General features: G+C 56.6%; 18 protein-coding genes. 11 read left to right on the plus strand and 7 right to left on the minus strand.

Annotated features, from left to right (window positions below):
* Nucleotides 1-128 precede the first annotated feature (128 nt).
* The 3 genes from EDF75_RS13900 (at nt 129) to EDF75_RS13910 (ending at nt 3,023) form a co-directional block, all read left to right on the plus strand.
* Nucleotides 129-647, plus strand: a complete 519-nt coding sequence (locus tag EDF75_RS13900) for a ClbS/DfsB family four-helix bundle protein (protein WP_133599833.1) — start codon at nt 129-131, stop codon at nt 645-647.
* Between the two features lie 333 nt (nt 648-980).
* On the plus strand, nt 981-2,390 hold the full coding sequence (locus EDF75_RS13905) for an MFS transporter (protein ID WP_133599834.1): 1,410 nt from the start codon (nt 981-983) through the stop codon (nt 2,388-2,390).
* A gap of 207 nt (nt 2,391-2,597) precedes the next feature.
* The gene (locus EDF75_RS13910) at nt 2,598-3,023 is read left to right on the plus strand and encodes a hypothetical protein (protein WP_133599835.1); all 426 of its coding nucleotides are present in this window, start codon (nt 2,598-2,600) and stop codon (nt 3,021-3,023) included.
* Between the two features lie 83 nt (nt 3,024-3,106).
* On the opposite strand, the gene EDF75_RS13915 is transcribed toward EDF75_RS13910, so the two are convergent.
* Entirely contained in the window at nt 3,107-3,988 is an 882-nt protein-coding gene (locus tag EDF75_RS13915; RefSeq protein WP_133599836.1) for a LysR family transcriptional regulator, read from the minus strand.
* Nucleotides 3,989-4,190: 202 nt separating this feature from the next.
* Here EDF75_RS13915 and EDF75_RS13920 point away from each other — a divergent pair, with 202 nt between their 5' ends.
* Together EDF75_RS13920 and EDF75_RS13925 are read left to right on the plus strand one after the other, a co-directional pair.
* The gene (locus tag EDF75_RS13920; protein ID WP_133599837.1) at nt 4,191-4,994 is read left to right on the plus strand and encodes a helix-turn-helix transcriptional regulator; all 804 of its coding nucleotides are present in this window, start codon (nt 4,191-4,193) and stop codon (nt 4,992-4,994) included.
* Between the two features lie 80 nt (nt 4,995-5,074).
* Nucleotides 5,075-5,695 (plus strand): LysE family translocator, encoded by a 621-nt coding sequence (locus EDF75_RS13925; protein ID WP_133599838.1) that lies wholly within the window; start codon nt 5,075-5,077, stop codon nt 5,693-5,695.
* 48 nt (nt 5,696-5,743) lie between these two features.
* On the opposite strand, the gene EDF75_RS13930 is transcribed toward EDF75_RS13925, so the two are convergent.
* From EDF75_RS13930 to EDF75_RS13955, 6 genes are all read right to left on the minus strand, one after another.
* On the minus strand, nt 5,744-8,044 hold the full coding sequence (locus EDF75_RS13930) for an FdhF/YdeP family oxidoreductase (RefSeq protein ID WP_133599839.1): 2,301 nt from the start codon (nt 8,042-8,044) through the stop codon (nt 5,744-5,746).
* Between the two features lie 225 nt (nt 8,045-8,269).
* The gene (locus tag EDF75_RS13935) at nt 8,270-9,187 is read right to left on the minus strand and encodes a bestrophin family protein (protein ID WP_133599840.1); all 918 of its coding nucleotides are present in this window, start codon (nt 9,185-9,187) and stop codon (nt 8,270-8,272) included.
* Between the two features lie 242 nt (nt 9,188-9,429).
* Nucleotides 9,430-10,305, minus strand: a complete 876-nt coding sequence (locus tag EDF75_RS13940) for an oxygenase MpaB family protein (protein ID WP_133599841.1) — start codon at nt 10,303-10,305, stop codon at nt 9,430-9,432.
* A gap of 152 nt (nt 10,306-10,457) precedes the next feature.
* Complete coding sequence (locus tag EDF75_RS13945; RefSeq protein ID WP_041145444.1) at nt 10,458-10,889, minus strand: OsmC family protein; 432 nt, start codon at nt 10,887-10,889, stop codon at nt 10,458-10,460.
* Nucleotides 10,890-10,983: 94 nt separating this feature from the next.
* On the minus strand, nt 10,984-11,463 hold the full coding sequence (locus EDF75_RS13950; RefSeq protein ID WP_133599842.1) for a GNAT family N-acetyltransferase: 480 nt from the start codon (nt 11,461-11,463) through the stop codon (nt 10,984-10,986).
* Nucleotides 11,464-11,497: 34 nt separating this feature from the next.
* Entirely contained in the window at nt 11,498-12,388 is an 891-nt protein-coding gene (locus EDF75_RS13955) for a LysR family transcriptional regulator (RefSeq protein ID WP_133599843.1), read from the minus strand.
* A gap of 113 nt (nt 12,389-12,501) precedes the next feature.
* Between EDF75_RS13955 and EDF75_RS13960 the strand changes: the two genes are divergently transcribed.
* The 6 genes from EDF75_RS13960 to EDF75_RS13985 all read left to right on the plus strand — a co-directional run bounded on the left by EDF75_RS13960 (nt 12,502) and on the right by EDF75_RS13985 (nt 19,757).
* Nucleotides 12,502-13,353, plus strand: coding sequence for a Vmh family MBL fold metallo-hydrolase (locus EDF75_RS13960; RefSeq protein ID WP_133599844.1), 852 nt, complete (start codon nt 12,502-12,504; stop codon nt 13,351-13,353).
* Nucleotides 13,354-13,511: 158 nt separating this feature from the next.
* A complete protein-coding gene (gene sra, locus EDF75_RS13965; protein ID WP_004861775.1) occupies nt 13,512-13,652 on the plus strand; it encodes a stationary-phase-induced ribosome-associated protein in 141 nt (46 codons plus the stop codon).
* A gap of 172 nt (nt 13,653-13,824) precedes the next feature.
* Nucleotides 13,825-15,522 carry an NAD-dependent malic enzyme gene (locus tag EDF75_RS13970; RefSeq protein ID WP_041145440.1) on the plus strand — a complete coding sequence of 566 codons (1,698 nt, stop codon included), beginning with the start codon at nt 13,825-13,827 and terminating at the stop codon, nt 15,520-15,522.
* A gap of 258 nt (nt 15,523-15,780) precedes the next feature.
* A complete protein-coding gene (locus tag EDF75_RS13975) occupies nt 15,781-16,350 on the plus strand; it encodes a M15 family metallopeptidase (protein WP_133599845.1) in 570 nt (189 codons plus the stop codon).
* Nucleotides 16,351-16,499: 149 nt separating this feature from the next.
* Nucleotides 16,500-17,636, plus strand: coding sequence for a hypothetical protein (locus tag EDF75_RS13980; RefSeq protein ID WP_133599846.1), 1,137 nt, complete (start codon nt 16,500-16,502; stop codon nt 17,634-17,636).
* Nucleotides 17,637-18,044: 408 nt separating this feature from the next.
* A complete protein-coding gene (locus tag EDF75_RS13985) occupies nt 18,045-19,757 on the plus strand; it encodes an ABC-F family ATP-binding cassette domain-containing protein (RefSeq protein ID WP_133599847.1) in 1,713 nt (570 codons plus the stop codon).
* The last annotated feature ends 21 nt before the right edge of the window (nt 19,758-19,778 follow it).

Consider the following 19,778-nt stretch of genomic DNA (forward strand, 5'->3'; position numbering starts at 1 on the left):
GGTACGGCATTGACAAATGCGTGACCTCAGCGTGCCCCCGGGCTCATTTTCAGCGCTACTATCCCCTTAACGAGCCGGGAACTTGTCTTAATGCGCATATACCGAACTTACGTGAGAGGGAATTCTTTATGAGCGTGCCGCAAACAAAATCTGAATTACTGAGCGCTATCGATAAAAACTTCGACAAATTAATCGGCTACCTGCATGCCATACCGGCAGAGCTTACCGCAGAGCGCGCAATGGATGGGCACGCCAAAGGCAGCCAGATGAGCATTCATGACCTCGTTTCGTACCTGCTGGGATGGAATGTGCTGGTCGTAAAATGGATCGTTTCTGATGCTAAAGGGCTGGCCGTCGATTTTCCGGAGACCGGCTATAAATGGAATCAGCTTGGCCTTCTGGCGCAAAAATTTTACTCAGACTACAGGGACTTAAGCTACGACTCGCTAATCGCTGAGCTGCAGAGGGTAAAAAATGAGATAGTCCAGCTGATTGACGAGCGCAGCGATGACATTTTGTACGCCAAACCCTGGTACACAAAATGGACGATGGGGCGAATGATCTCGTTTAACACGTCGTCACCTTATGCGAATGCCTGCGGACGCTTAAGAAAGTGGGCGAAAGAGAGTGATATCCGCTTAAAGTAAACGCCTGAGCGCAATGAGTGTGGATAAGTCATTCCCCGTCCGCCGCCGGTGGCGTTAACGCGGGGCGTCATCGATAACGACATCGATACGCTTCGCGACGCCGTTCCCCTATCCCGTCTTCTCCACCCGAACCCGATCCTGCGGCCCGCGTTAGTCATTTCATTCAAATCCAAGCCGCCCGATCGCGAAAAACCAGCGTATTCCACAGCCCATGAGGAAATTAACCAGATATCCATCTGAAGAATAGATATAGAGCGGGCGATTAAAAATTTAATACTATTAACAATCAATTAACATTAGCAGGCAAACATTTTATCTGAGGAAAATAATAATATGTCTACCACCCACGTTCTGGGGGATGCGCCCTTTGCCCCCGCAGGACAGCCCCACTCCAGCCTGACCAGCCGCATCGATGCCCTGCCTGCCTCCTTCGGCCTGTGGTCATTTATCACCCTGCTGGCGCTCGGTGGTTTCTTCGAGCTGTACGATCTTTTTCAGACCGGGTACATCAGCACCGGCCTGCTGGCGGAGAATATCTTTCACGTCGGCGAGCAGGGCATTTTCGGCATATCGGATCAGGCCGCCTTCGCCTCGGCGACCTTTTTCGGCCTGTTTATCGGCGCCAGCCTCCTCGCGCCGCTGGCGGATAAGCTCGGCCGCCGCCTGACCTTTATGTTTGCGCTCGCCTGGTACGGCGTATTCTCGCTGCTGATGGCCTTTCAGAGCAGCGCGGAGGGGGTTATTTTCTTTCGTTTCCTCGTCGGCATTGGCCTCGGGATTGAGCTGGTCACCATCGACACCTACTTAAGCGAATGGGTTCCGACCCATCTGCGCAACAAAGCCTTCGCCTTTGCCTTTTTCATTCAGTTTCTCTCGGTGCCCGCCGTGGCGCTGATGTCATGGATGCTGGTACCCATCACCCTGTTCGGCCTGAGCGGCTGGCGCTGGGTGATTATCTTCGGCGCGCTGTGCTCGCTGGTTATCTGGGTCATCCGCAAGAAGCTGCCGGAGTCGGCCCGCTGGCTGGAAGTCAAAGGCCGCAACGACGACGCCCATGCGGTGATGTGTGAGATGGAGCAGCGCTGCGGGATTGCCCCCTCGCCGCAGCACCGCACGGAGGCCGGGACCGCTAAAACGCAGACCGGCACCTTTAAGGAGATTTGGGCGCCGGAGTATCGCAAACGCACCATCATGCTGATGGTCATGAACTTCTTCCAGGCGATCGGCTTTTTTGGCTTCGGCAACTGGCTGCCGGCGCTGCTGTCAGGCCAGGGCGCGAGCATAACCCACAGCCTGCTGTACGCCTTTTTCATTACCCTCGCCTATCCGATTGGCTGCCTGTTCTGCACCCGCTTTGTTCATCGCTTCGAGAACAAATGGCAGATCGTGCTCTCCGCGCTAATGACGGTGGTGTTCGGCACCCTTTTCGCCCTGCAGAATAGTCCGGTGATGCTTGTTATCTGCGGCTTTATGATCACCTGGTCCAACGCCTGGCTGACCATCAGCTATCATGCCTATCAGGCCGAGGTGTTCCCGACCCACATTCGCGCCCGGGCGGTCGGCTTCTGCTACTCGTTCAGCCGCCTCTCGACGGCCATTACCAGCATTCTGATCGGCATCATTCTGCAGTACGCCGGTGCGCCGGGAGTGATTAGCTTTATCGTGGCCAGCATGCTGATGGTGATGCTCTCGGTCGGTATTTTTGGGCCGAAAACCCGCGGTATCAGCCTCGAAAAAATCTAGCCGCACGCCTTGCCGCCGGGACGCTTCCGGCGGCAACGGCAGAGCCCGCGTCTTGATTTATAAAACCCTCGTCACCAATATAATAAAAACAATCCATTCATGGACTTGATAAATATGAATGGCAAAGCGGATAATTAACGCTATTCATTGATCGCTATTTTTTCACGTGCTATAGATGTCCAATGAATTATTTATGGCTCAAGCCCGATGCTTAAAAAATCAAGACTCATTATACGATTACTTATTACGCTATTAATAACGTGCTCGGCTGAGTCAGCCAGCGCAAAGATTGAATTACCTGATGCTGTAAAAACGATCGCCAGCACGCAGTATTTTTCCACCGGTTATAACGGCTTTATCGCGCATAAAAGCGCCGGGGAGCAGGCGTTAAGAACGGTGGCCTCATCTCCGGACGCTACGGGAAAGCTGCTCGATATCGCCCGTTCCTCATCAACAACGCTGGCAGGCAGGCTGTATGCAGCCTGCGGTTTAAAGCAGCAAGAATATAACGACATGGATATCATCTTCACGCCGTTCTTTCACTTTACCGTTTCGGTGCTGCGGGGTGATGTACTGACGCAAGAGTCGTTCCAGGATCTTTATGGCAGAATAGCCGCCTACGGCTGTAATTAATTACGCAAAGGTTTTGCCATGATATGAATTAACGCCCCGGTTTCCCCGGAGCGTTAATTCATACATTATATTCTGTTAAACAATTAGCCAAATATCGCCTGCGCGTCGGCGAAGCATTTTTCCGCCAGCGACGACACCGGCTCTTGATTGCGCATAATCAGCGCCAGCATCGAATCCACTGCCGTTTCGGCTATCGGGATAATCTCCAGGTTGTCGCTCAGGGCCTCCAGACCGTTGTTGAGCGGCATAATGGCGCAGCAGATGCCCGCCTGCACCGCCTGTATGATCTGGAACGTGGAGTCGCTTTCAAAGACGTATTTTGGCGACAGCCCTTTGCCCTTAAAGCTCATTTCGATCGATTCGCGGTAGTACATCCCTTTGGTGAGAAAGCCGAGCGGCAATGCGGCCAGCGCATCCCAGTCGGGGATCCCCGCAGCGAACTGAAAGTGGCGCCTATCGTGCAGCAGCCCCATCCGGGTCGCCGGGAGCCACTGCACGTTGAAAAGCTGGCTATCGACGTGGTGCAGGTAGCAGATCCCGAGATCGAGCTGGTTACGGCTCACGCCGTCGATAATCTGCTCCGAGGTCAGCGACAGCAGGCTAAACTGCAGCTCGGGATACTTCTCCGTCAGGGGCTTAATCAGCTGCATCGGGTTGAGGCTGGCCAGCGGCACCATGCCGACCCGCAGCTGGCCAACCATCTGCCCGCGGCAAATGGCCGCCTCCGCTTCCAGCCCGTCGTGGGCGGCGAGCAGCGCCCGCGCCCATGCCAGAATGCGTTCCCCTTCGGGAGTAAAGCCCTCGAAGCGCTGCCCGCGCTGGATCAGCACGAGATTTAGCTCCTCTTCCAGGCTGCGAATGCGCATCGAGAGCGTCGGCTGGGTGATATGACAGGCCGCCGCCGCCTGGCCAAAATGGCGGGTCCGATCGAGGGCGATCAGATACTTGAGTTGTTTTATATCCATGATTGATCCACTCTATTTGCGCCCGCGCACAAAGGTGCACCGGCGCGATACAGAGCGCTAGTGTAGCTCAAATATGTTAGCTAAATGTTATTTTAAGGCCGCAAAATGCCCGCCGCCGGCGCCGCCAAACGCGCCGCGCGCTTGATTTCGGGGATGACGCTGCCAGACTGGATACAGGGCTATCGGTAAACGGAGGGGCAAGGTGAAGCGCTATGTACATCAGGTTCAGCAGCACAAAGTTCCGATCGCCGGGCTCGAAGCGCTGTCGCTACTCACCGAGCACAGCTTCTCCCGCCACTCTCACGACCGGTTCGGCATCGGCGTTTTTACCCACGGCGCCCAGCGTTCGTGGAGCCATATCGGCAAAGTTGACGCCGCTGCCGGCAACGTCATTATGGTCAACCCCGGCGAAATTCACGACGGCGCGCCGCTGCACGGCCCTCGCGGCTGGCAGATGCTGTATATCGATCCCCTGCTGGTCGAGCAGGCGCTCCCCGTGGGCTCAAAGGCGGAGGATATCATCCTGCGCCCGGTCGTTGAGGATCCTCGGCTGAACGGGCTGATGGCGCGCATGTTCAGCGAAATCCGCGCCGCGTCCCCCGACGGCGGCGCCGTAGAGGAAGCCTTTCTTCTTTGCCTGATGCAGATCTCCCGCCGCCACCTGCTGGTGAAGCCGCCGGGAGAGCCCGGCTCGCCGGGCATCGCTCTGGCAAAAGAGTATCTCGACGATGCGCCGGAAAATAAGATAACCCTCGAGCATCTCGCCGCGCTTTGCGGTATCAGCCGTTTCCAGCTGATACGCGGCTTCGCCCGCGCAACCGGGATTACCCCGCACGCCTATCTGATCCAGTCCCGCGTGCGTCTGGCCCGCCGGCTGCTGGCGGAGGGGAACGGCCTGGCCGAAGCGGCGCTGATGGCGGGCTTCGCCGATCAGAGCCACTTCACCCGCGCCTTCCTGAAACAGTTCGGGATGACGCCGGGATACTACCTCTCCGCGATCGGCTAGCCTGCCTGCAATTTTGTTCAATACGCGCCGGCTTCGCTGCGAAATACTCAGGCTCTTTCTCCCTAAACGAAGAGCATGCTATGTCGCTTATCACCCCTGAATTTCTTATCACCTCCCTGATCGTTGTCGTCGCCCCCGGCACCGGCGCGCTCTACACCATTGCTACCGGACTCTCCGCCGGCAGCAGAATGAGCTACGCCGCCGCGCTGGGCTGCACGCTGGGGATTATTCCTCATATGCTGGCGGCGGTAACCGGGCTGGCGGCCATTCTCCACGGCAGCCCGCTGGCGTTTGAGGGCGTGCGCTACCTCGGCGTCGCCTGGCTGCTGTATCTGGCGTGGATAACCCTCAGGCAGCGCGGCTCGCTGCGCCTCGACGCGCCAGACACCGCGCGGAGCGCGGGTAAAATCATCGCTCACGCGGTATTGATAAACCTGCTTAATCCCAAGCTTCCGCTCTTTTTTCTGGCATTTTTACCGCAGTTTATGCGCAGCGAGTCCCCCTCGCCGACGGAAGATATGCTGCTGCTGAGCGCCATTTTTATGCTGATGACCCTGCTGGTGTTTATGCTCTATGGCGCCTTTTCCGCCGCCATGCGCCGCCACGTCCTCACCCGCCCGGCGATCCTTCGGGGTTTGAACCTGGCCTTTGCCGCGGGTTTTGTTGCGCTGGGCATCAGGCTTATTCTGACGCCGCGCTGATGCGGGGCCTCGCCGCCGGCGGCTGCCGACGACGAGGCGCAGGAGGCGTTAGCGTAGGCCCGCGACGGGCAGGATCTCTTTCGAGCGCAGGGTCAGGCGAATCGGTACCGATTTGTAGGACGGCGTCCCGCTCTCTTGATCAAGATAGTTGAGCGGAACCAGAACGTTAGCCTCCGGGTAATAGGCGCCCACGGTGCCCGGCGCGATGCTGTAGGCCACCACCGTAATGTCCTCAAGACGCTGGTGGCTGTCCGGCAGCGCGGTGCTGATATCCACCCGATCGCCGTGCTCCAGCCCCATATTTGCCATGTCCTGCTCGTTCATAAACAGCACGTCGCGGCGGCCAAAGACGCCGCGATAGCGGTCATCGAGGGCATAAATCGTGGTGTTGTACTGGTCGTGACTGCGCAGCGTCACCAGGCGCATAACGTCCTCCCCGTCCACCTGCACGTTTTCATGAACGCCGTGGAAAACCGAGAACATCGCTTTGCCCGTTGGCGTCGGCCAGACACGCTCGGTGGGCGGCAGCGGCATGCGGAAGCCGCCCGGATGACGAATGCGCTGGTTGTAGTTTTCAAAGCCGGGAACGGTGCGTTCAATCAGCTCGCGGATGCGATCGTAGTTTGCCACCAGCGCCAGCCAGTCAACTTTGGTGTTCGCCAGCGTCGCCATCGCCATCCCGGCCACAATGGCCGGCTCGGAGCGCAGCTGCGGCGAGGCCGGCTTCAGCTTACCCGACGAGGCGTGGACCATCGACATCGAATCCTCAACGGTAATCGACTGGCGGCCGCTTTCCTGGACGTCGAGCTCGGTTCGTCCCAGACAGGGCAGAATATAGGTCTCTTTAGCCACCAGCAGGTGCGAGCGGTTGAGCTTGGTGCCAACGTGCACGCTCAGCTCCAGCCCCTGCATCGCCGGGAAGGCCTGCTGACGATCGGGCATGGCGACGGCAAAGTTGCCGCCGAGGCACAGCAGCGCCTTCGATTTCCCCGCAATCATCGCCTCCAGCGCCTTCACCGCATCGTGGCCATGCGCCTGCGGCGGAACAAAGCCGAACTCACGCTGCAGGCTGGCGAGGAAGCTGGCGCTCGGCTTTTCGGTGATCCCAACGGTGCGGTTGCCCTGCACGTTGGAGTGCCCGCGCAGCGGACAGATCCCGGCGCCCGCTTTGCCAATATTGCCGCGCATCAGCAGCAGGTCGGCGATCAGGCGCACGTTTGAGGTGCCCTTGTTATGCTGGGTGATCCCCATGCCGTAGGTGACGATGGTGGCGTTGGATTTAGCATAGGCCTCGGCGACGCGCTGCAGGTCGTCGCGGGTCAGGCCCGATTCGCGCTCGATGTCGTGCCAGCTGGTCAGGCGCAGATCGTCAGCAAAAGCGGGAAAGTTCTGCGTATGCTCGGCAATAAAAGCGCTGTCGAGGACATTATCCAGATCGTCATCCATCTGCAGCAGCGCCTTGGCAATACCCTTCAGCGCCGCGGCATCGCCGCCGGCCTTGACCTGGAAATAGGTCGAGGCGATGTTGGTTGAGCTGTAGGTCGCCATTTCGATCACGTTCTGCGGGTCGGCAAAACGCTCCAGTGCCCGCTCTTTTAGCGGATTGAGAACAATTATCGGCACGCCGCGCCGCGACAGCTCGTGCAGGGTTCCCATCATCCGCGGGTGGTTGGTTCCCGGGTTATGGCCGATGGAAATAACCAGCTCAGTTTGCTCAAAATCATCCAGCGAAACCGTCCCTTTGCCAATGCCAATCGACTGCGGCAGCCCGACGCTGGTTGCCTCGTGGCACATATTGGAGCAGTCCGGGAAGTTGTTGGTGCCGAGCTCCCGGGCATACAGCTGGAACAGCCAGGCGGCTTCGTTGGAGGCGCGTCCGGAGGTGTAAAATTCAACCTCATCCGGCTGCATGCCGCTGACAATCTCGCCGATTCGCGCAAAGGCGCGCTCCCAGGAGACCGGACGCAGGGTGTCGCTGGCGCGATCGTAGACCAGCGGATCGGTTAAGCGACCGTAGCCCTCGAGCTCAAAATCGCTTTTCGCCAGCAGGGAGCTGACCGTATTGGCTGCCAGAAATTCGGCGGTGACGCGCTTGCTGGTCGCTTCCCAGGTCACCGCCTTGGCGCCATTCTCGCAAAACTGGAAGGTCGATTTGTGTTCTTTATCCGGCCATGCGCAGCCCGGGCAGTCAAAACCGTCCGGCTGATTGGTGCGCAGCAGCGTCGCCGGGGCATCGAGGGCATCCATCTGGGTGCGAACGGCGATGGCGGTGGCTTTCAGCGCGCCCCAGCCGCCGGCCGGGCCGTCATAGGGATGAACACCCGGCACTGCGCGTCTTTTCTTGTTCATGCTAGCTCCTGAATGCACCGTCGATAAGCAGGTAAATGCGTGCGTCAGACCGCCTTATCAGAGCGATCGGCACTGTTTTTGGCCGCTCGCCGGTGCGGGGCGAATATCCGCCGCCGGCGAGGGTTTTGTTAACGAAAGAATAACAATCGAGGCCGAAGCTGTATAATCAATGTTATCTATCACGCATTAGATTTAACTTATTTAACATTAGCAGCGCGGCGGGGATCAGGTCAGGTTGTAGTACCTGTCGGGCTGAATTTTTTCCGGCAGCGGATGCTGTCCGGTCATGTCCAGCAGATTGCGCTCGATGGTATTGCACATCGCGTTGAGCGGCAGATCGTTGGCGGCGACGCCGAACGGATCCTCCAGCTCTTCCGCCAGCGAATCCCATGACAAAAAGGTGTAGGAGATAAAGACCGAGACAAACGGCGTCATGTAGTGCAGATCGCCGACCAGCGCAAACGGCAGCAGCGTGCAGAACAGGTAGACGGTACGTTGTAAAATCAGGGTGTAGGCAAAAGGCACCGGCGTGGTCGCTAAACGTTCGCAGCCGCCCAGCACGTGCGCCAGCTCGTCGAGCTTATTATCCATCAGGCCATAGGTGATATCGCTGACCTTCCCCGCTTCGCGCAGCTGGCCTAGCTCATGCCCCACCAGCAGCAGGATCCGGTTGGTCGGCATCGAGCTGGCGATAATTTCCGCCACCGCATCGCGCGGCAGCAGGCGGTAAAGATCGGCGCTGGGATCGGTTTTTCGCAGCTGGTGCTTCAGGCTCCAGCTAAAGGCAATCAGGTAGCTGGCCATTTTTTTATGCGTTTCTGCGGCGGCCGGCAGAATATTTTTCAGCTGCCGCATCAGCGTGCGCTCGGCAATTAATACCGTTCCCCACAGGTTGCGCGCCTCGACGAAGCGGTTATAGCTGGCGCTGTTGCGAAAGCCGAGAAAGATCGCGATAGCGATACCCAGCAGGCTAAACGGCGCAACGGTTAAATGGATCCCCAGCTGCTCGTACCACTGGTAGCTAATAATCGCGATAATCGACATCAGCACGTTGAGCAGCAGGCGAAAGACGATTTTTGACAGCACCGAACCGTGCCAGTCAAACAGACGAAGAAACCAGTGTTGTTCTGGTCGGATAATCATTGTACTACTTCCTGATGAATGCCATTGCGCATGGCTTAATATTATCTATTACGCCACTGGCTTATTTTATTGAGCACTAACACGACAAGGCGTTAATTATCTACCACGCACCAGCGATGGATTAATGGCCGGCTGATTATGGTCTCTTTTTATTTACCCGGCAATATGCGGTCCCGGCTCCGGGCAATAATAAAACCGCGGCGCCGATAACCACTATATTAATCTGGTTAATGGTTATCGGTTTACAAAACGCCGCCGTTCATCCGCCGCATCGCACAGTGCCAGGCGCCGTTGCGCACCGAGGCGCGCAGCACGCGGGCAATGCCGTGCACCGCCAGCCGCGTGGATTGCCGCTGCAGGGGGTTCATCCTGAGGGAGAGCATCTCCTGCGCCCAGGGCGGCAGCAGATCGACCCCCGCGCGCATCATCAGCTGGCCCACGGGCTGGCTCAGCCGTCCGGGCAGGCGGGTAGCAAACAGCACCTGGGCAACCTCCTGCGTGCGTTCGTCGCAGCGCAGGCGCGGACGCATATCCTGCAAATACTCCGCCACCTGCCGCGGCGTGAGCGGAATATCCCGCGCGCCGAGGCGGCGGGCAATCTCTCCGGCCTCGGCGAAATACTGCGCCTGGCGCGCTTCGCTCACCACCGTTCGCCGGTAGCGCAGATGCGAAGCCATAAAGCTGCTGCACTCGGCCACGTGCACCCAGGTTAATAGCGCCGGATCGCTGGCTGCGTAAGGCGTGCCGTCGCGGTCCTGCCCGCTCACCCGCAGATGGATAGCCTTTATCTTCGCGATCAGCCGCTCGGCGTCATCGGTGGTGCCAAAGGTGGTGGCAGAAATGAACTGGCTGGTGCGCCGCAGGCGGCCAAAGATGTCTTCGCGGAAGTTAGAGTGATCCCAGACGCCGGCCAGCGCCAGCGGGTGGAGCATCTGCAGAAGCAGCGCGCTGATGCCGCCGCAGAGCATTGAGGTAAAGTCGCCGTGCACCGGCCAGATAGCCGAGCGTGGGCCAAACAGCCCGGGCTCGCCGAGCGGGCGTTCAAAATCAATCTCTTTTAGCGCCATGCCGGTTAAACCCAATACCTGCGCTTCAATCATACCGCGTATGCTGGTCATTACTGTGCCTGCTCCTTTTCGTCACAGGCAAAACATACCATTAATTGACGGCGGACTCATTTGCCGGCAGCGGCTTTTAGGCACGATGCGCGGTGCCCGCAGGCTGCGGGCACGCGGTGGCGTAAAGCCGGGAATAGCACAGGAATGGGCGTTTACGGATTGAGCTTATATTCCAGGCTCACTTCGGCATTGAGCACCTGCGAAACCGGGCAGCCCGCTTTCGCTTTGTGAATGATGCTTTCAAACGCCGCATCGGCAATGCCCGGCAGCACGATCTGGCTCTGGAGCGCCACCTTAGTGATGGCGAAGCCGCTGGCGGATTTATCGAGGGTCACCACGGCGACCGTATCAATCGAGGTTGGCGTATACCCTTCTTCCCCCAGCATCAGCGAGAGCGCCATCGAGAAGCAGGCCGCATGGGCCGCGCCGATGAGCTCTTCCGGGTTGGTGCCCTTCACGCCTTCAAAGCGGGTGTTGAAGCCATAAGGTTGCTGGTTCAGCGCCCCGCTCTCCGTTGAGACGGTTCCTTTACCGCTTTTCAGATCCCCTTCCCAGTGCGCTTGACCTTTCTTATGAATTGCCATGGATTCGCTCCTTTTTTGACGTTAAAGGAGTAAGTATAGGAGCGGATAGCGGATTCGGCCTGCACCATTTACCCCGGGAGGTGATTTTGCCCCGCTACCCGGCGTCGATATTTTTACTCATATTGATACCGGTGACCCCAAAGCCGCTGGCCTCGTACAGGCGACGGGCGCGCGCGTTATCCCCGGCGACCCGCAGCTTTATCTGCGCAAAACCCTGCTGCCGGAGATCGTTTTCCAGCGCCGCCATCGCCCGTTTGCCCAGCCCCTTCCCCTGACTGTCGGGGTGAATATAGAAGTCGCAAATAAAGGCGGAGCGCATTTTGGCGTCCGGTTTGTACCACAGGTAGCCAACCTGCCGCTCCTCGTTGCCGACGCGTTCAATCAGGCAGAGTAAAACCTGACCCGGCGTGCCCGCGCCTTCAGGGAGACTCTCGACAATCTCCTGCTGCGCCTGGGCGCGGGCGGCCGGAGCGGAAAGGCCATAGTTATCCGCAATTTCAGCGGCGTAATCGGGGATAAAATAGGCGAGCCAGGCCGCATAGTCGGCCTCCTGCATCGGTCTGAATATCATCATCGTTCCATTCCTTGAGTGAAGTGTTTAACGGCTGCTAGCCGTTCGCAGGCTGCGCCAGCCGCTGCTGTATATCGTCGAGAAACAGCGGCAGCGCGCTGGGCTGGTAGTCGCGCGAGAGATAAAGACCGAAAACGCTCAGCGGCTTCGGCGTCCAGCCCGGCAGTATCTGCTGCAGCGCCCCGCCGCTCAGCGCGCGCTGCGCCTCAAGCTCGGGGAGCATCGCGATGCCGCAGCCGGCCACCGCGGCCTCCAGCAGCAGGGAGGAGATCCCGGCGCTTAAGTTTCCCGAAACCGCCACCGCCGCGCTCTCCCCTTCAGGCGAGATAAACTGCCAGGTCTGGGTGGCGAAGTGGCTGTAATGCAGGCAGTTGTGCTGGCTCAGGTCGTCAGGCGTCTGCGGCTGCCCGTTCAGCTGCAGCCAGCGCGGCGAGGCGCAGAGCACCGACCGGCAGACCCCCAGCCGGCGGGCGATGGCCCCCGGCTCCGGGTTATCGGTAATGCGGATTGCCACGTCGATGCGTTCGCCGATCAGGCTGACCGGATGGTTGTTGATATCCAGCTCAAGCCGCAGCTGCGGATAGCGGGCGAGAAAATCCGGCAGCAGCGGCGAAATAAGCTGCATCGCCGTAAAATGGGCGCAGGCCACCCGCAGCGTACCGCTGGGCACCGCCCGCTCGGTCTGCCCGGCAATTTCGTCCGACAGCTGCGTCAGGCTGCGCGTTTTTTGCAGCACCTTCTCCCCGGCGGCGGTAAGCGTTAGCCGGCGCGTGGAGCGGTGGATCAGGCGGCTGCCGGCCCAGTGCTCCATCTGCTCAAGATAGCGGCTGACCATCGGCCGCGACATGCCCAGCGCCCGCGCGGCGGCGCTGAGGCTGCCCAGCTCGCAAATGCGGATATACACCCTGGCGGCGATAATTCTATCCATACGTCGTTTCCATCTGCACGTTTTATGAAACTCAGCATCTCTTTTTTCAGGAATTTTCGCAAATCAGGAAATACGTAAAATAGCGTTATTCACCCGACATTGAGAAAACAATCATGAAACTTTCGACCCTTGCCATCGCCACCGCCCTGTTCAGCAGCGCCGCCTTCGCCGCGCCGCTGCAGCTGCAAACCTACAACCCGCAGGATAAAGGGATTTTCGCCGTCAACTCAACGCTGGCCTCCGGCCCTCACGAAGCGGTGCTGTTTGACGCCCAGTTCAGCGTCAAGGACGGCGAGAAGCTGGTAGAGATGATCCGCAAAAACGGCAAGCCGCTGAGCCGGATTGTGATCACCTCCGGCGATCCGGATTTCTACTTCGGCCTTGAGCCGCTGGTTAAAGCCTTCCCGCAGGCGAAAATTGTCGCGACGCAGGAAGTCGTCAATCACATTAACGCCACCAAAGCCGCGAAGCTGGCCTACTGGGGACCGCAGATGAAAGATGGCGCCCCGCAGCAGGTCTATGCTCCGCAGGTGATTGAAGCCCACACCTTTACCATCGACGGCGAGAAGGTTGAAATCCGCGAGCCGGATAGCTACGCCGCCTTTGTGTGGATCCCGGGCAACAAGGCCATTCTCGGCGGTACCGGCGTCGCCTGGGACATGCACGTCTGGACCGCCGATACCCAGACCGCCGAGAGCCGACTCCAGTGGCGTAAAACCCTCGACGATATGGCCGCGCTGCATCCGCAGCAGGTGATTCCGGGACACTATCTCGGCGCGCCGCCGGCGGGCGACCGGGCGATCGTCTTCACCCGCGACTACCTGCAGCAGTTTGAGCAGGCGCTGCAGAACCATAAGGATTCCGCCGGCGTGATCAAAGAGATGAAGCAGCGCTGGCCGAAGCTGGCGGAAGAGAGCTCGCTGGAGCTGAGCGCGAAGGTCAACACCGGCGAGAGGAAGTGGTAGCCGCAGACTGTTCCTAATCCGCGAACGTGAGGTTGCCATTGGTGAAAATATAGCCCACCATAGAGTGCGCGGTTCGGTTAACGGGCCGCCGTTAGGGTTATATTTCGTCCGGTTTCGCCGGGCTTGTCCTTGAAACAGAAGTGGATTAAGGAGTAAGAATGAAATCGAACCATCAGGCACGTCATCTTCTCGGTCTGAACTATAAGCTGTCCCAGCAGAAAAAAGTGGTGCTGGACGGCGATGTGGAAACCACCATCAACCACGCGCATGCCACCGGCCGCAAACGCCGCGCGGGCTAATTTCTCGATTGAGTGATGATAAAAACACCGTCCTTTTGCCAGGATGGTGTTTTTTTAACGCTATCCCCCCTCTTTAACAGCAACTGCTCTATACTCTGCCCGCAGCATTCCCTGCCAGCCCGCTCGTCTATCGCCGCGCCGGGCCTGAAGCGATTATCAAGGAGTTAGTGCGATGCAATTCACCCATAAAAAAAACCGTTCCCTGTATATCCCCTACGCGGGCCCCGTCCTGCTTGAGTTCCCGCTTCTCAATAAAGGTAGCGCCTTCAGCATCGAGGAGCGCAGCAGCTTCAACCTGCTGGGCCTGCTGCCGGAAGTGGTTGAAACTATCGAAGAGCAGGCAGAGCGCGCGTGGATCCAGTATCAGGGGTTCAAAACCGAGATCGACAAGCACATTTACCTGCGCAATATCCAGGACACCAACGAAACCCTGTTTTATCGCCTGATTGGCAACCATCTGGAAGAGATGATGCCGGTCATCTATACCCCGACGGTCGGCGCCGCCTGCGAACGCTTCTCCGAAATCTACCGCCGCGCCCGGGGCGTATTTATCTCCTATCAGAACCGACATAACCTCGACGATATCCTGCAAAACGTGCCTAATCACAACGTTAAGGTGATCGTGGTTACCGACGGCGAGCGTATCCTCGGCCTTGGCGATCAGGGCATCGGCGGAATGGGCATCCCTATCGGGAAGCTGTCGCTGTACACCACCTGCGGTGGGATCAGCCCGGCCTATACGCTGCCCGTGGTGCTGGACGTCGGAACCAACAACCAGCAGCTGCTCGACGATCCGCTGTATATGGGCTGGCGCCACCCGCGTATCACCGATGACGAGTACTATCAGTTCGTTGATGACGTTATCCAGGCCATTAAGCACCGCTGGCCGGACGTGCTGCTGCAGTTTGAAGACTTTGCGCAGAAGAACGCCATGCCGCTGCTTAACCGCTACCGGAATGAAATCTGCTCGTTCAACGATGATATCCAGGGCACCGCTTCGGTCACCGTGGGTACGCTGATCGCCGCCAGCCGCGGCGCCGGCAGCCAGCTGAGCGAACAGAAAATTGTCTTCCTCGGCGCCGGGTCCGCCGGCTGCGGTATCGCCGAGCAGATCGTCGCCCAGATCCAGCGTGAGGGCCTGAGCGAGGAAGCGGCGCGCCAGCGCGTCTTTATGGTCGATCGCTTCGGCCTGCTCACCGACGCGATGCCGAACCTGCTGCCGTTCCAGAGCAAGCTGGTGCAGAAGCGGGACAACCTGCAGCAGTGGGATACCACCAGCGACGTCCTCTCTCTGCTGGACGTGGTGCGCAACGTCAAGCCCGATATTCTGATCGGCGTTTCCGGCCAGCCGGGGCTGTTCACCGAAGAGATTATTCGCGAGATGCATAAGCACTGCCCGCGGCCGATCGTCATGCCGCTGTCGAACCCCACTTCCCGGGTGGAAGCGACGCCGCAGAACATTCTTAGCTGGACCGACGGCGAAGCGCTGGTCGCCACCGGCAGCCCGTTTGCGCCGGTGACGCTGAAAGGCAAGCAGTACGTGATTGCCCAGTGCAATAACTCCTACATCTTCCCGGGCATTGGTCTCGGGGTGATCGCCTCCGGCGCTTCGCGGGTCACCGAGGATATGCTGATGGCCGCCAGCGAAACGTTAGCAAAGCACTCCCCGCTGGTGAACAACGGCGAAGGCCCGGTGCTGCCGGAGCTGAAGGATATTCAGACCGTGTCGCGCGCCATCGCCTTTGCGGTGGGTAAAGTGGCTCAGGAACAGGGCGTGGCGGTGAAAACCTCCGCCGAGGCGCTGCTGCAGGCGATAAGCGATAACTTCTGGCAGCCGGAGTATCGTAACTACCGCCGGACGTCGATTTAATTGCTATGACCAACGGGCCTGAATCTCAGGCCCGGCTTAGTATCAGAGCAGCATATTATGCTATTCTGCTCGCATAAGGATAATTTAGTATCTTTTACATTCATAAAAGCATGGTCATTTATTCATGTTACTGGTTATATTTTAGATTTATAAAAGCATAAATGATTTTATTTATCGGGATATTGCAAAAAATTAAATTTTTAATCTATTCTATCAGTGTCATCTTCGAAACGCTAGCAAGCACTGATCGGAGGCATAATGAATAAGTATCTTGAACTGATAGATAAACCTCAAGTTAATAGTGTGAATGTTGGTCTTAGTCCACCGAAATTGTCCACATTGAGAAGTCTTCTTGGAGAACCCAGAAATAATTACACAGGTGATTGTCAGCCTGTTATTGGTCCCTTTAAAAATAGAATCGTTACGCAGTCAGTAGGTCCATTTGAGTGTACGGGCATTGATGTGGCACTGAAGTCATTGATCGATATTTTAGCTTCTGTAAAAAATGAATTACCAGACCTTTACGCAATACTAGGTACGGCTGGAATGTTATGTGCCCGTAAAGTCAAAATTAAGCGGAAAGATGGCACTCTTCACCTTGGTGACAATCCTTCGAATCATTCCTGGGGTTTAGCAATAGATATCAAATTATCAGGTATACTTGATAAACAAAGTGATGATAAGTGTCTCCGTGGCCTTCTAATTCTCTCAAAATATTTTAATGCCGGAGGATGGTATTGGGGAGTAAGTTTTTCAAATGAAGATGCAATGCATTTTGAAGTGGCCGAGTCCACATTAATAAAATGGCGAAATGAAAATTTAATCTAGCTCTTACATAACAAATTGAGTTTTAAACATTAATTAAATATCAATCTGCATTTTAGTTTTTATTTATAATCGCAGCATTATAAACCCAATGAGTAAACCAAGTTGATGTCATCATGATAGCTTATTATTTCAATGCACTAAGAAATACCATGTCAAATATTTTACAACGCATATTTTCATTTAAGGAAATAAAAAAAGACGATCCTTTGTTTGATCTCCATTTTTCTATGAATTTTCTTTATCCGCTACTCATCAGTGGATTAACAGGTATAATTTTAATTTGCATTCCTCAACTGCATATAATGAACCTCGGTGTGTTGCTATTATGGAGTATGGCATGTATTTCACTTGGGACAGCTTTAGGTTTTTTATTTGGATTCCCGCGCTCTGGGAAATCCAAATCAGAAAATGACAAAGCTTCAGCAAATACTGGCAGAAACAGAGACCCTCAACCGAACACAAATCTTGAGGAAATATCAGACTGGTTAACAAAAATTATAGTTGGGTTATCACTTGTTAATGCAAAATCAATTGGTGAACTTATTATCAATATCAGTAATAGAATTGAATTATCACTCATTCCATATACAAACGATATCGCAAAAAAAATAGGACTACCTTTGGTGCTGGGCTGTCTTATTATTGGTTTTTTCTATGGCTATTTTTATACTCGACTTTATTTGCAACAAGCTTTCAACACTTCAGATAAAAAATTAATCTCAGAATTTTTTAATAATGTAATTAGTGCTACGGCAAGCCAAACATCAAGTAGTGATGGTCCTTTGCTTCCATCAAAAGAAGAGAAAGAAAATGCTGAACGTATAGCAGGGTTTATTCCACCAGGAAAAGCAGAGTCAACAATCATGGATAAAATACACGATCTGGCCTCAGACTATGACAAAACTCGTTATGAGATGCCATCAAGTCCCCAGAGAACAAAACGCATGACAGAAATTGCAAGCAGCATGCGTCAATTAGGTCAAGCTGCTTTTTTTATGCTACCTAAACTTACAGCTAGCCATCTTGCTGGCGAGCGGCTTGCTGCGATATGCATATTACAGATGAGCTTCGATTCTAATTATATTGACTGGTTGGCAGAGCGAATAAATCTCGAAAAACCTTTTATAGCTTATCATGCAGCCAGTGCACTATATGGAAGAATGCTAAATACACACATGACAGAACGGAAGCGCATACGTTCGGCTGTTCAGGATGCTAAGTCAAGATTAACTTACCCAGAACAAGGAAGAGATCATGTCATTGATAGAATACTTGAGCTTGAGTAAAGCACTCATAAAAATGAGCAAGGTAAAAATTAAGTTACTTATATTACCTGGCGCCATATAATAACCGCTCACCATTTTGAGCATCAGACCGATATGTCATATGCAATTAAATAGAACAATACGTTAAAGTTCATTTAACTAGCCAAAACGCTTTGCTTCATCTACACTGCCTGCACCCATCAACTAACTGAGTAGAAAAGGAGGATCCCATGCCGTACTGTGAAATGTTTAATTTTTCACATACATTTGGCGATCGCACCCCCTCAAGCGTTATCGGTATCGTGCTGCGATAACTTTAGCTTGAGCGAAGAAACCAAACCTTAATCCCCTTCCCTCGGGCTTACCGGGTTATCGTCAGCGATGTTTGACGAGGCATTTCCATGCCTGTAACTCTTGAGTAAGTTCACAATGAGCACATTCTTAACCGCACAATCTCTGTACGTTGAAACGGCATTTGGCCCCTTATTCAACGATCTCTCCTTTACCCTCAAAAAAGGCGACCGCGTTGGCCTGATTGGCTATAACGGCTGCGGAAAAAGTACCTTGCTGCAGGTGCTCGACGGCACGCTTACGCCCAATTCCGGCCGCGTGGCGCTGGCTAACCACTGCCTGATGGCCCGCGTGGAGCAGCATCTGCCGCAGGCGGTATTAGCACAATCGCTGGTGCAGGCGGTGCTTGCTCGCCTCCCCGCCGCGGGCCGGGAAAACCATCGCTGGCAGGCGGAGCGCCTGCTGGCTGAAATGGGCTTTGACGACGGCAGCTTCGAGCAGCAGGCGGCCACCCTCAGCGGCGGCCAGCATACCCGGCTGCTGCTGGCGCGAGCCCTGATTCAGCAGCCTGACCTGCTGCTGCTTGATGAACCCGGCAACCATCTCGATCTGCCTACCCTGCTGTGGCTGGAAAGCTTCCTGCAAACCTGGCAGGGGAGCTTCGTCGTGGTGTCGCACGATAACCTCCTATTGGATGCTGTAACTAATAGCAGTTGGATCCTGCGCGACAACAGCCTGCACGCCTTCTCTCTTCCCTGCAGCGCCGCTCGCCGGGCGCTGCAGGAGCAGGACGAAAGCGACGCCCTGCGCCATAGGGCCGAGCAAAAGGAGATCGACCGCGTCACCGCCAGCGCCAGGCGGTTAGCCACCTGGGGCCAGGTCTATGACAACGAAGATCTCTCGCGCAAAGCCAAACAGATGGAAAAGCAGGTGCTGCGTCTGCAGGAGAACCAAACCAGCGTGACCGCCGGAACGCCGTGGCGGCTGGCGCTGCACGGCGACGCGGTGCAGGCCGACCGGCTGCTGGAGATGGAAGGACTGCCGGTCCCGCCGGCGCCGGGCCTGCCCGCCCTCTTTACCACCGGGCTGGCGCGGCTGAAAAGCGGGGATCGGGTCGCCATTATGGGCCGCAACGGCGGCGGAAAATCGTCGCTGCTGCGCCTGCTGTGGCGGCAGCTGCAGCAGCCGACGCCGGACGCCGGGCTGCGCCTGCACCCCCGCCTTAGCCCGGGTTACTATGACCAGACGCTGCATCAGTTGGATGACAATCACGGCCTGCTGGAGGCGCTTGAGGCCTTCGCTCCGGCGCCGGAGGCGCGCAAGCGCGCGCTGATTTTCGCCGGCTTCGGCTGGGCTCGTCACGCGCAGAAAGTCAGCACCCTCAGCGGAGGCGAGCGCTCCCGGCTGCTGTTTGTCGGGCTGTCGCTGGCGCGCTATAGCCTGCTGCTGTTAGATGAGCCCACCAACCATCTTGATATGGAAGGCAAAGAGGCGCTGGCGGATACGCTGCGGGACTACCCCGGCGGCCTGCTGCTGGTCAGCCATGACCGCCAGCTGATCGCTCGCAGCTGCAACCGCTTCTGGCTTATCGACGACCAGGGCCTCAGCGAATGGCACGACGTTGACGAGGTCTATGCCCGGCTGGGCAATACGACCGGCCGCGGCGAGCGGCCAGCGCAGGCGCCGGCAGCGGTAACGCGCGTAGAGGAGAGCGACGCGCTGCTGGAACGGTTGATTAGCCTGGAGCAGCGCCTGGCCGAGGATATGGCGCGCAAGCCTAAGCATCAGAAACCGCAGCAGCAGGCGCGGTGGCAAGAGGAGATCGCGGAAATCAATGCCAGACTGAGTTAACACCCAACCCGCCCGGCCCAC

This window comes from Klebsiella sp. BIGb0149, from assembly GCF_004362605.1.
Classification (GTDB): domain Bacteria; phylum Pseudomonadota; class Gammaproteobacteria; order Enterobacterales; family Enterobacteriaceae; genus Klebsiella; species Klebsiella terrigena.

Bases quoted from the DNA above. Each gene is read 5' to 3' on its own strand.
- EDF75_RS13985 (WP_133599847.1), top strand. From the start codon at position 18,045: ATGAGCACATTCTTAACCGCACAATCTCTGTACGTTGAAACGGCATTT.
- EDF75_RS13905 (WP_133599834.1), top strand. From the start codon at position 981: ATGTCTACCACCCACGTTCTGGGGGATGCGCCCTTTGCCCCCGCAGGA.
- EDF75_RS13980 (WP_133599846.1), top strand. From the start codon at position 16,500: ATGTCAAATATTTTACAACGCATATTTTCATTTAAGGAAATAAAAAAA.
- EDF75_RS13930 (WP_133599839.1), bottom strand. From the start codon at position 8,044: ATGAACAAGAAAAGACGCGCAGTGCCGGGTGTTCATCCCTATGACGGC.
- EDF75_RS13910 (WP_133599835.1), top strand. From the start codon at position 2,598: ATGCTTAAAAAATCAAGACTCATTATACGATTACTTATTACGCTATTA.
- EDF75_RS13900 (WP_133599833.1), top strand. From the start codon at position 129: ATGAGCGTGCCGCAAACAAAATCTGAATTACTGAGCGCTATCGATAAA.
- EDF75_RS13970 (WP_041145440.1), top strand. From the start codon at position 13,825: ATGCAATTCACCCATAAAAAAAACCGTTCCCTGTATATCCCCTACGCG.
- sra (WP_004861775.1), top strand. From the start codon at position 13,512: ATGAAATCGAACCATCAGGCACGTCATCTTCTCGGTCTGAACTATAAG.
- EDF75_RS13950 (WP_133599842.1), bottom strand. From the start codon at position 11,463: ATGATGATATTCAGACCGATGCAGGAGGCCGACTATGCGGCCTGGCTC.
- EDF75_RS13935 (WP_133599840.1), bottom strand. From the start codon at position 9,187: ATGATTATCCGACCAGAACAACACTGGTTTCTTCGTCTGTTTGACTGG.
- EDF75_RS13945 (WP_041145444.1), bottom strand. From the start codon at position 10,889: ATGGCAATTCATAAGAAAGGTCAAGCGCACTGGGAAGGGGATCTGAAA.
- EDF75_RS13940 (WP_133599841.1), bottom strand. From the start codon at position 10,305: ATGACCAGCATACGCGGTATGATTGAAGCGCAGGTATTGGGTTTAACC.
- EDF75_RS13960 (WP_133599844.1), top strand. From the start codon at position 12,502: ATGAAACTTTCGACCCTTGCCATCGCCACCGCCCTGTTCAGCAGCGCC.
- EDF75_RS13915 (WP_133599836.1), bottom strand. From the start codon at position 3,988: ATGGATATAAAACAACTCAAGTATCTGATCGCCCTCGATCGGACCCGC.
- EDF75_RS13925 (WP_133599838.1), top strand. From the start codon at position 5,075: ATGTCGCTTATCACCCCTGAATTTCTTATCACCTCCCTGATCGTTGTC.
- EDF75_RS13955 (WP_133599843.1), bottom strand. From the start codon at position 12,388: ATGGATAGAATTATCGCCGCCAGGGTGTATATCCGCATTTGCGAGCTG.
- EDF75_RS13975 (WP_133599845.1), top strand. From the start codon at position 15,781: ATGAATAAGTATCTTGAACTGATAGATAAACCTCAAGTTAATAGTGTG.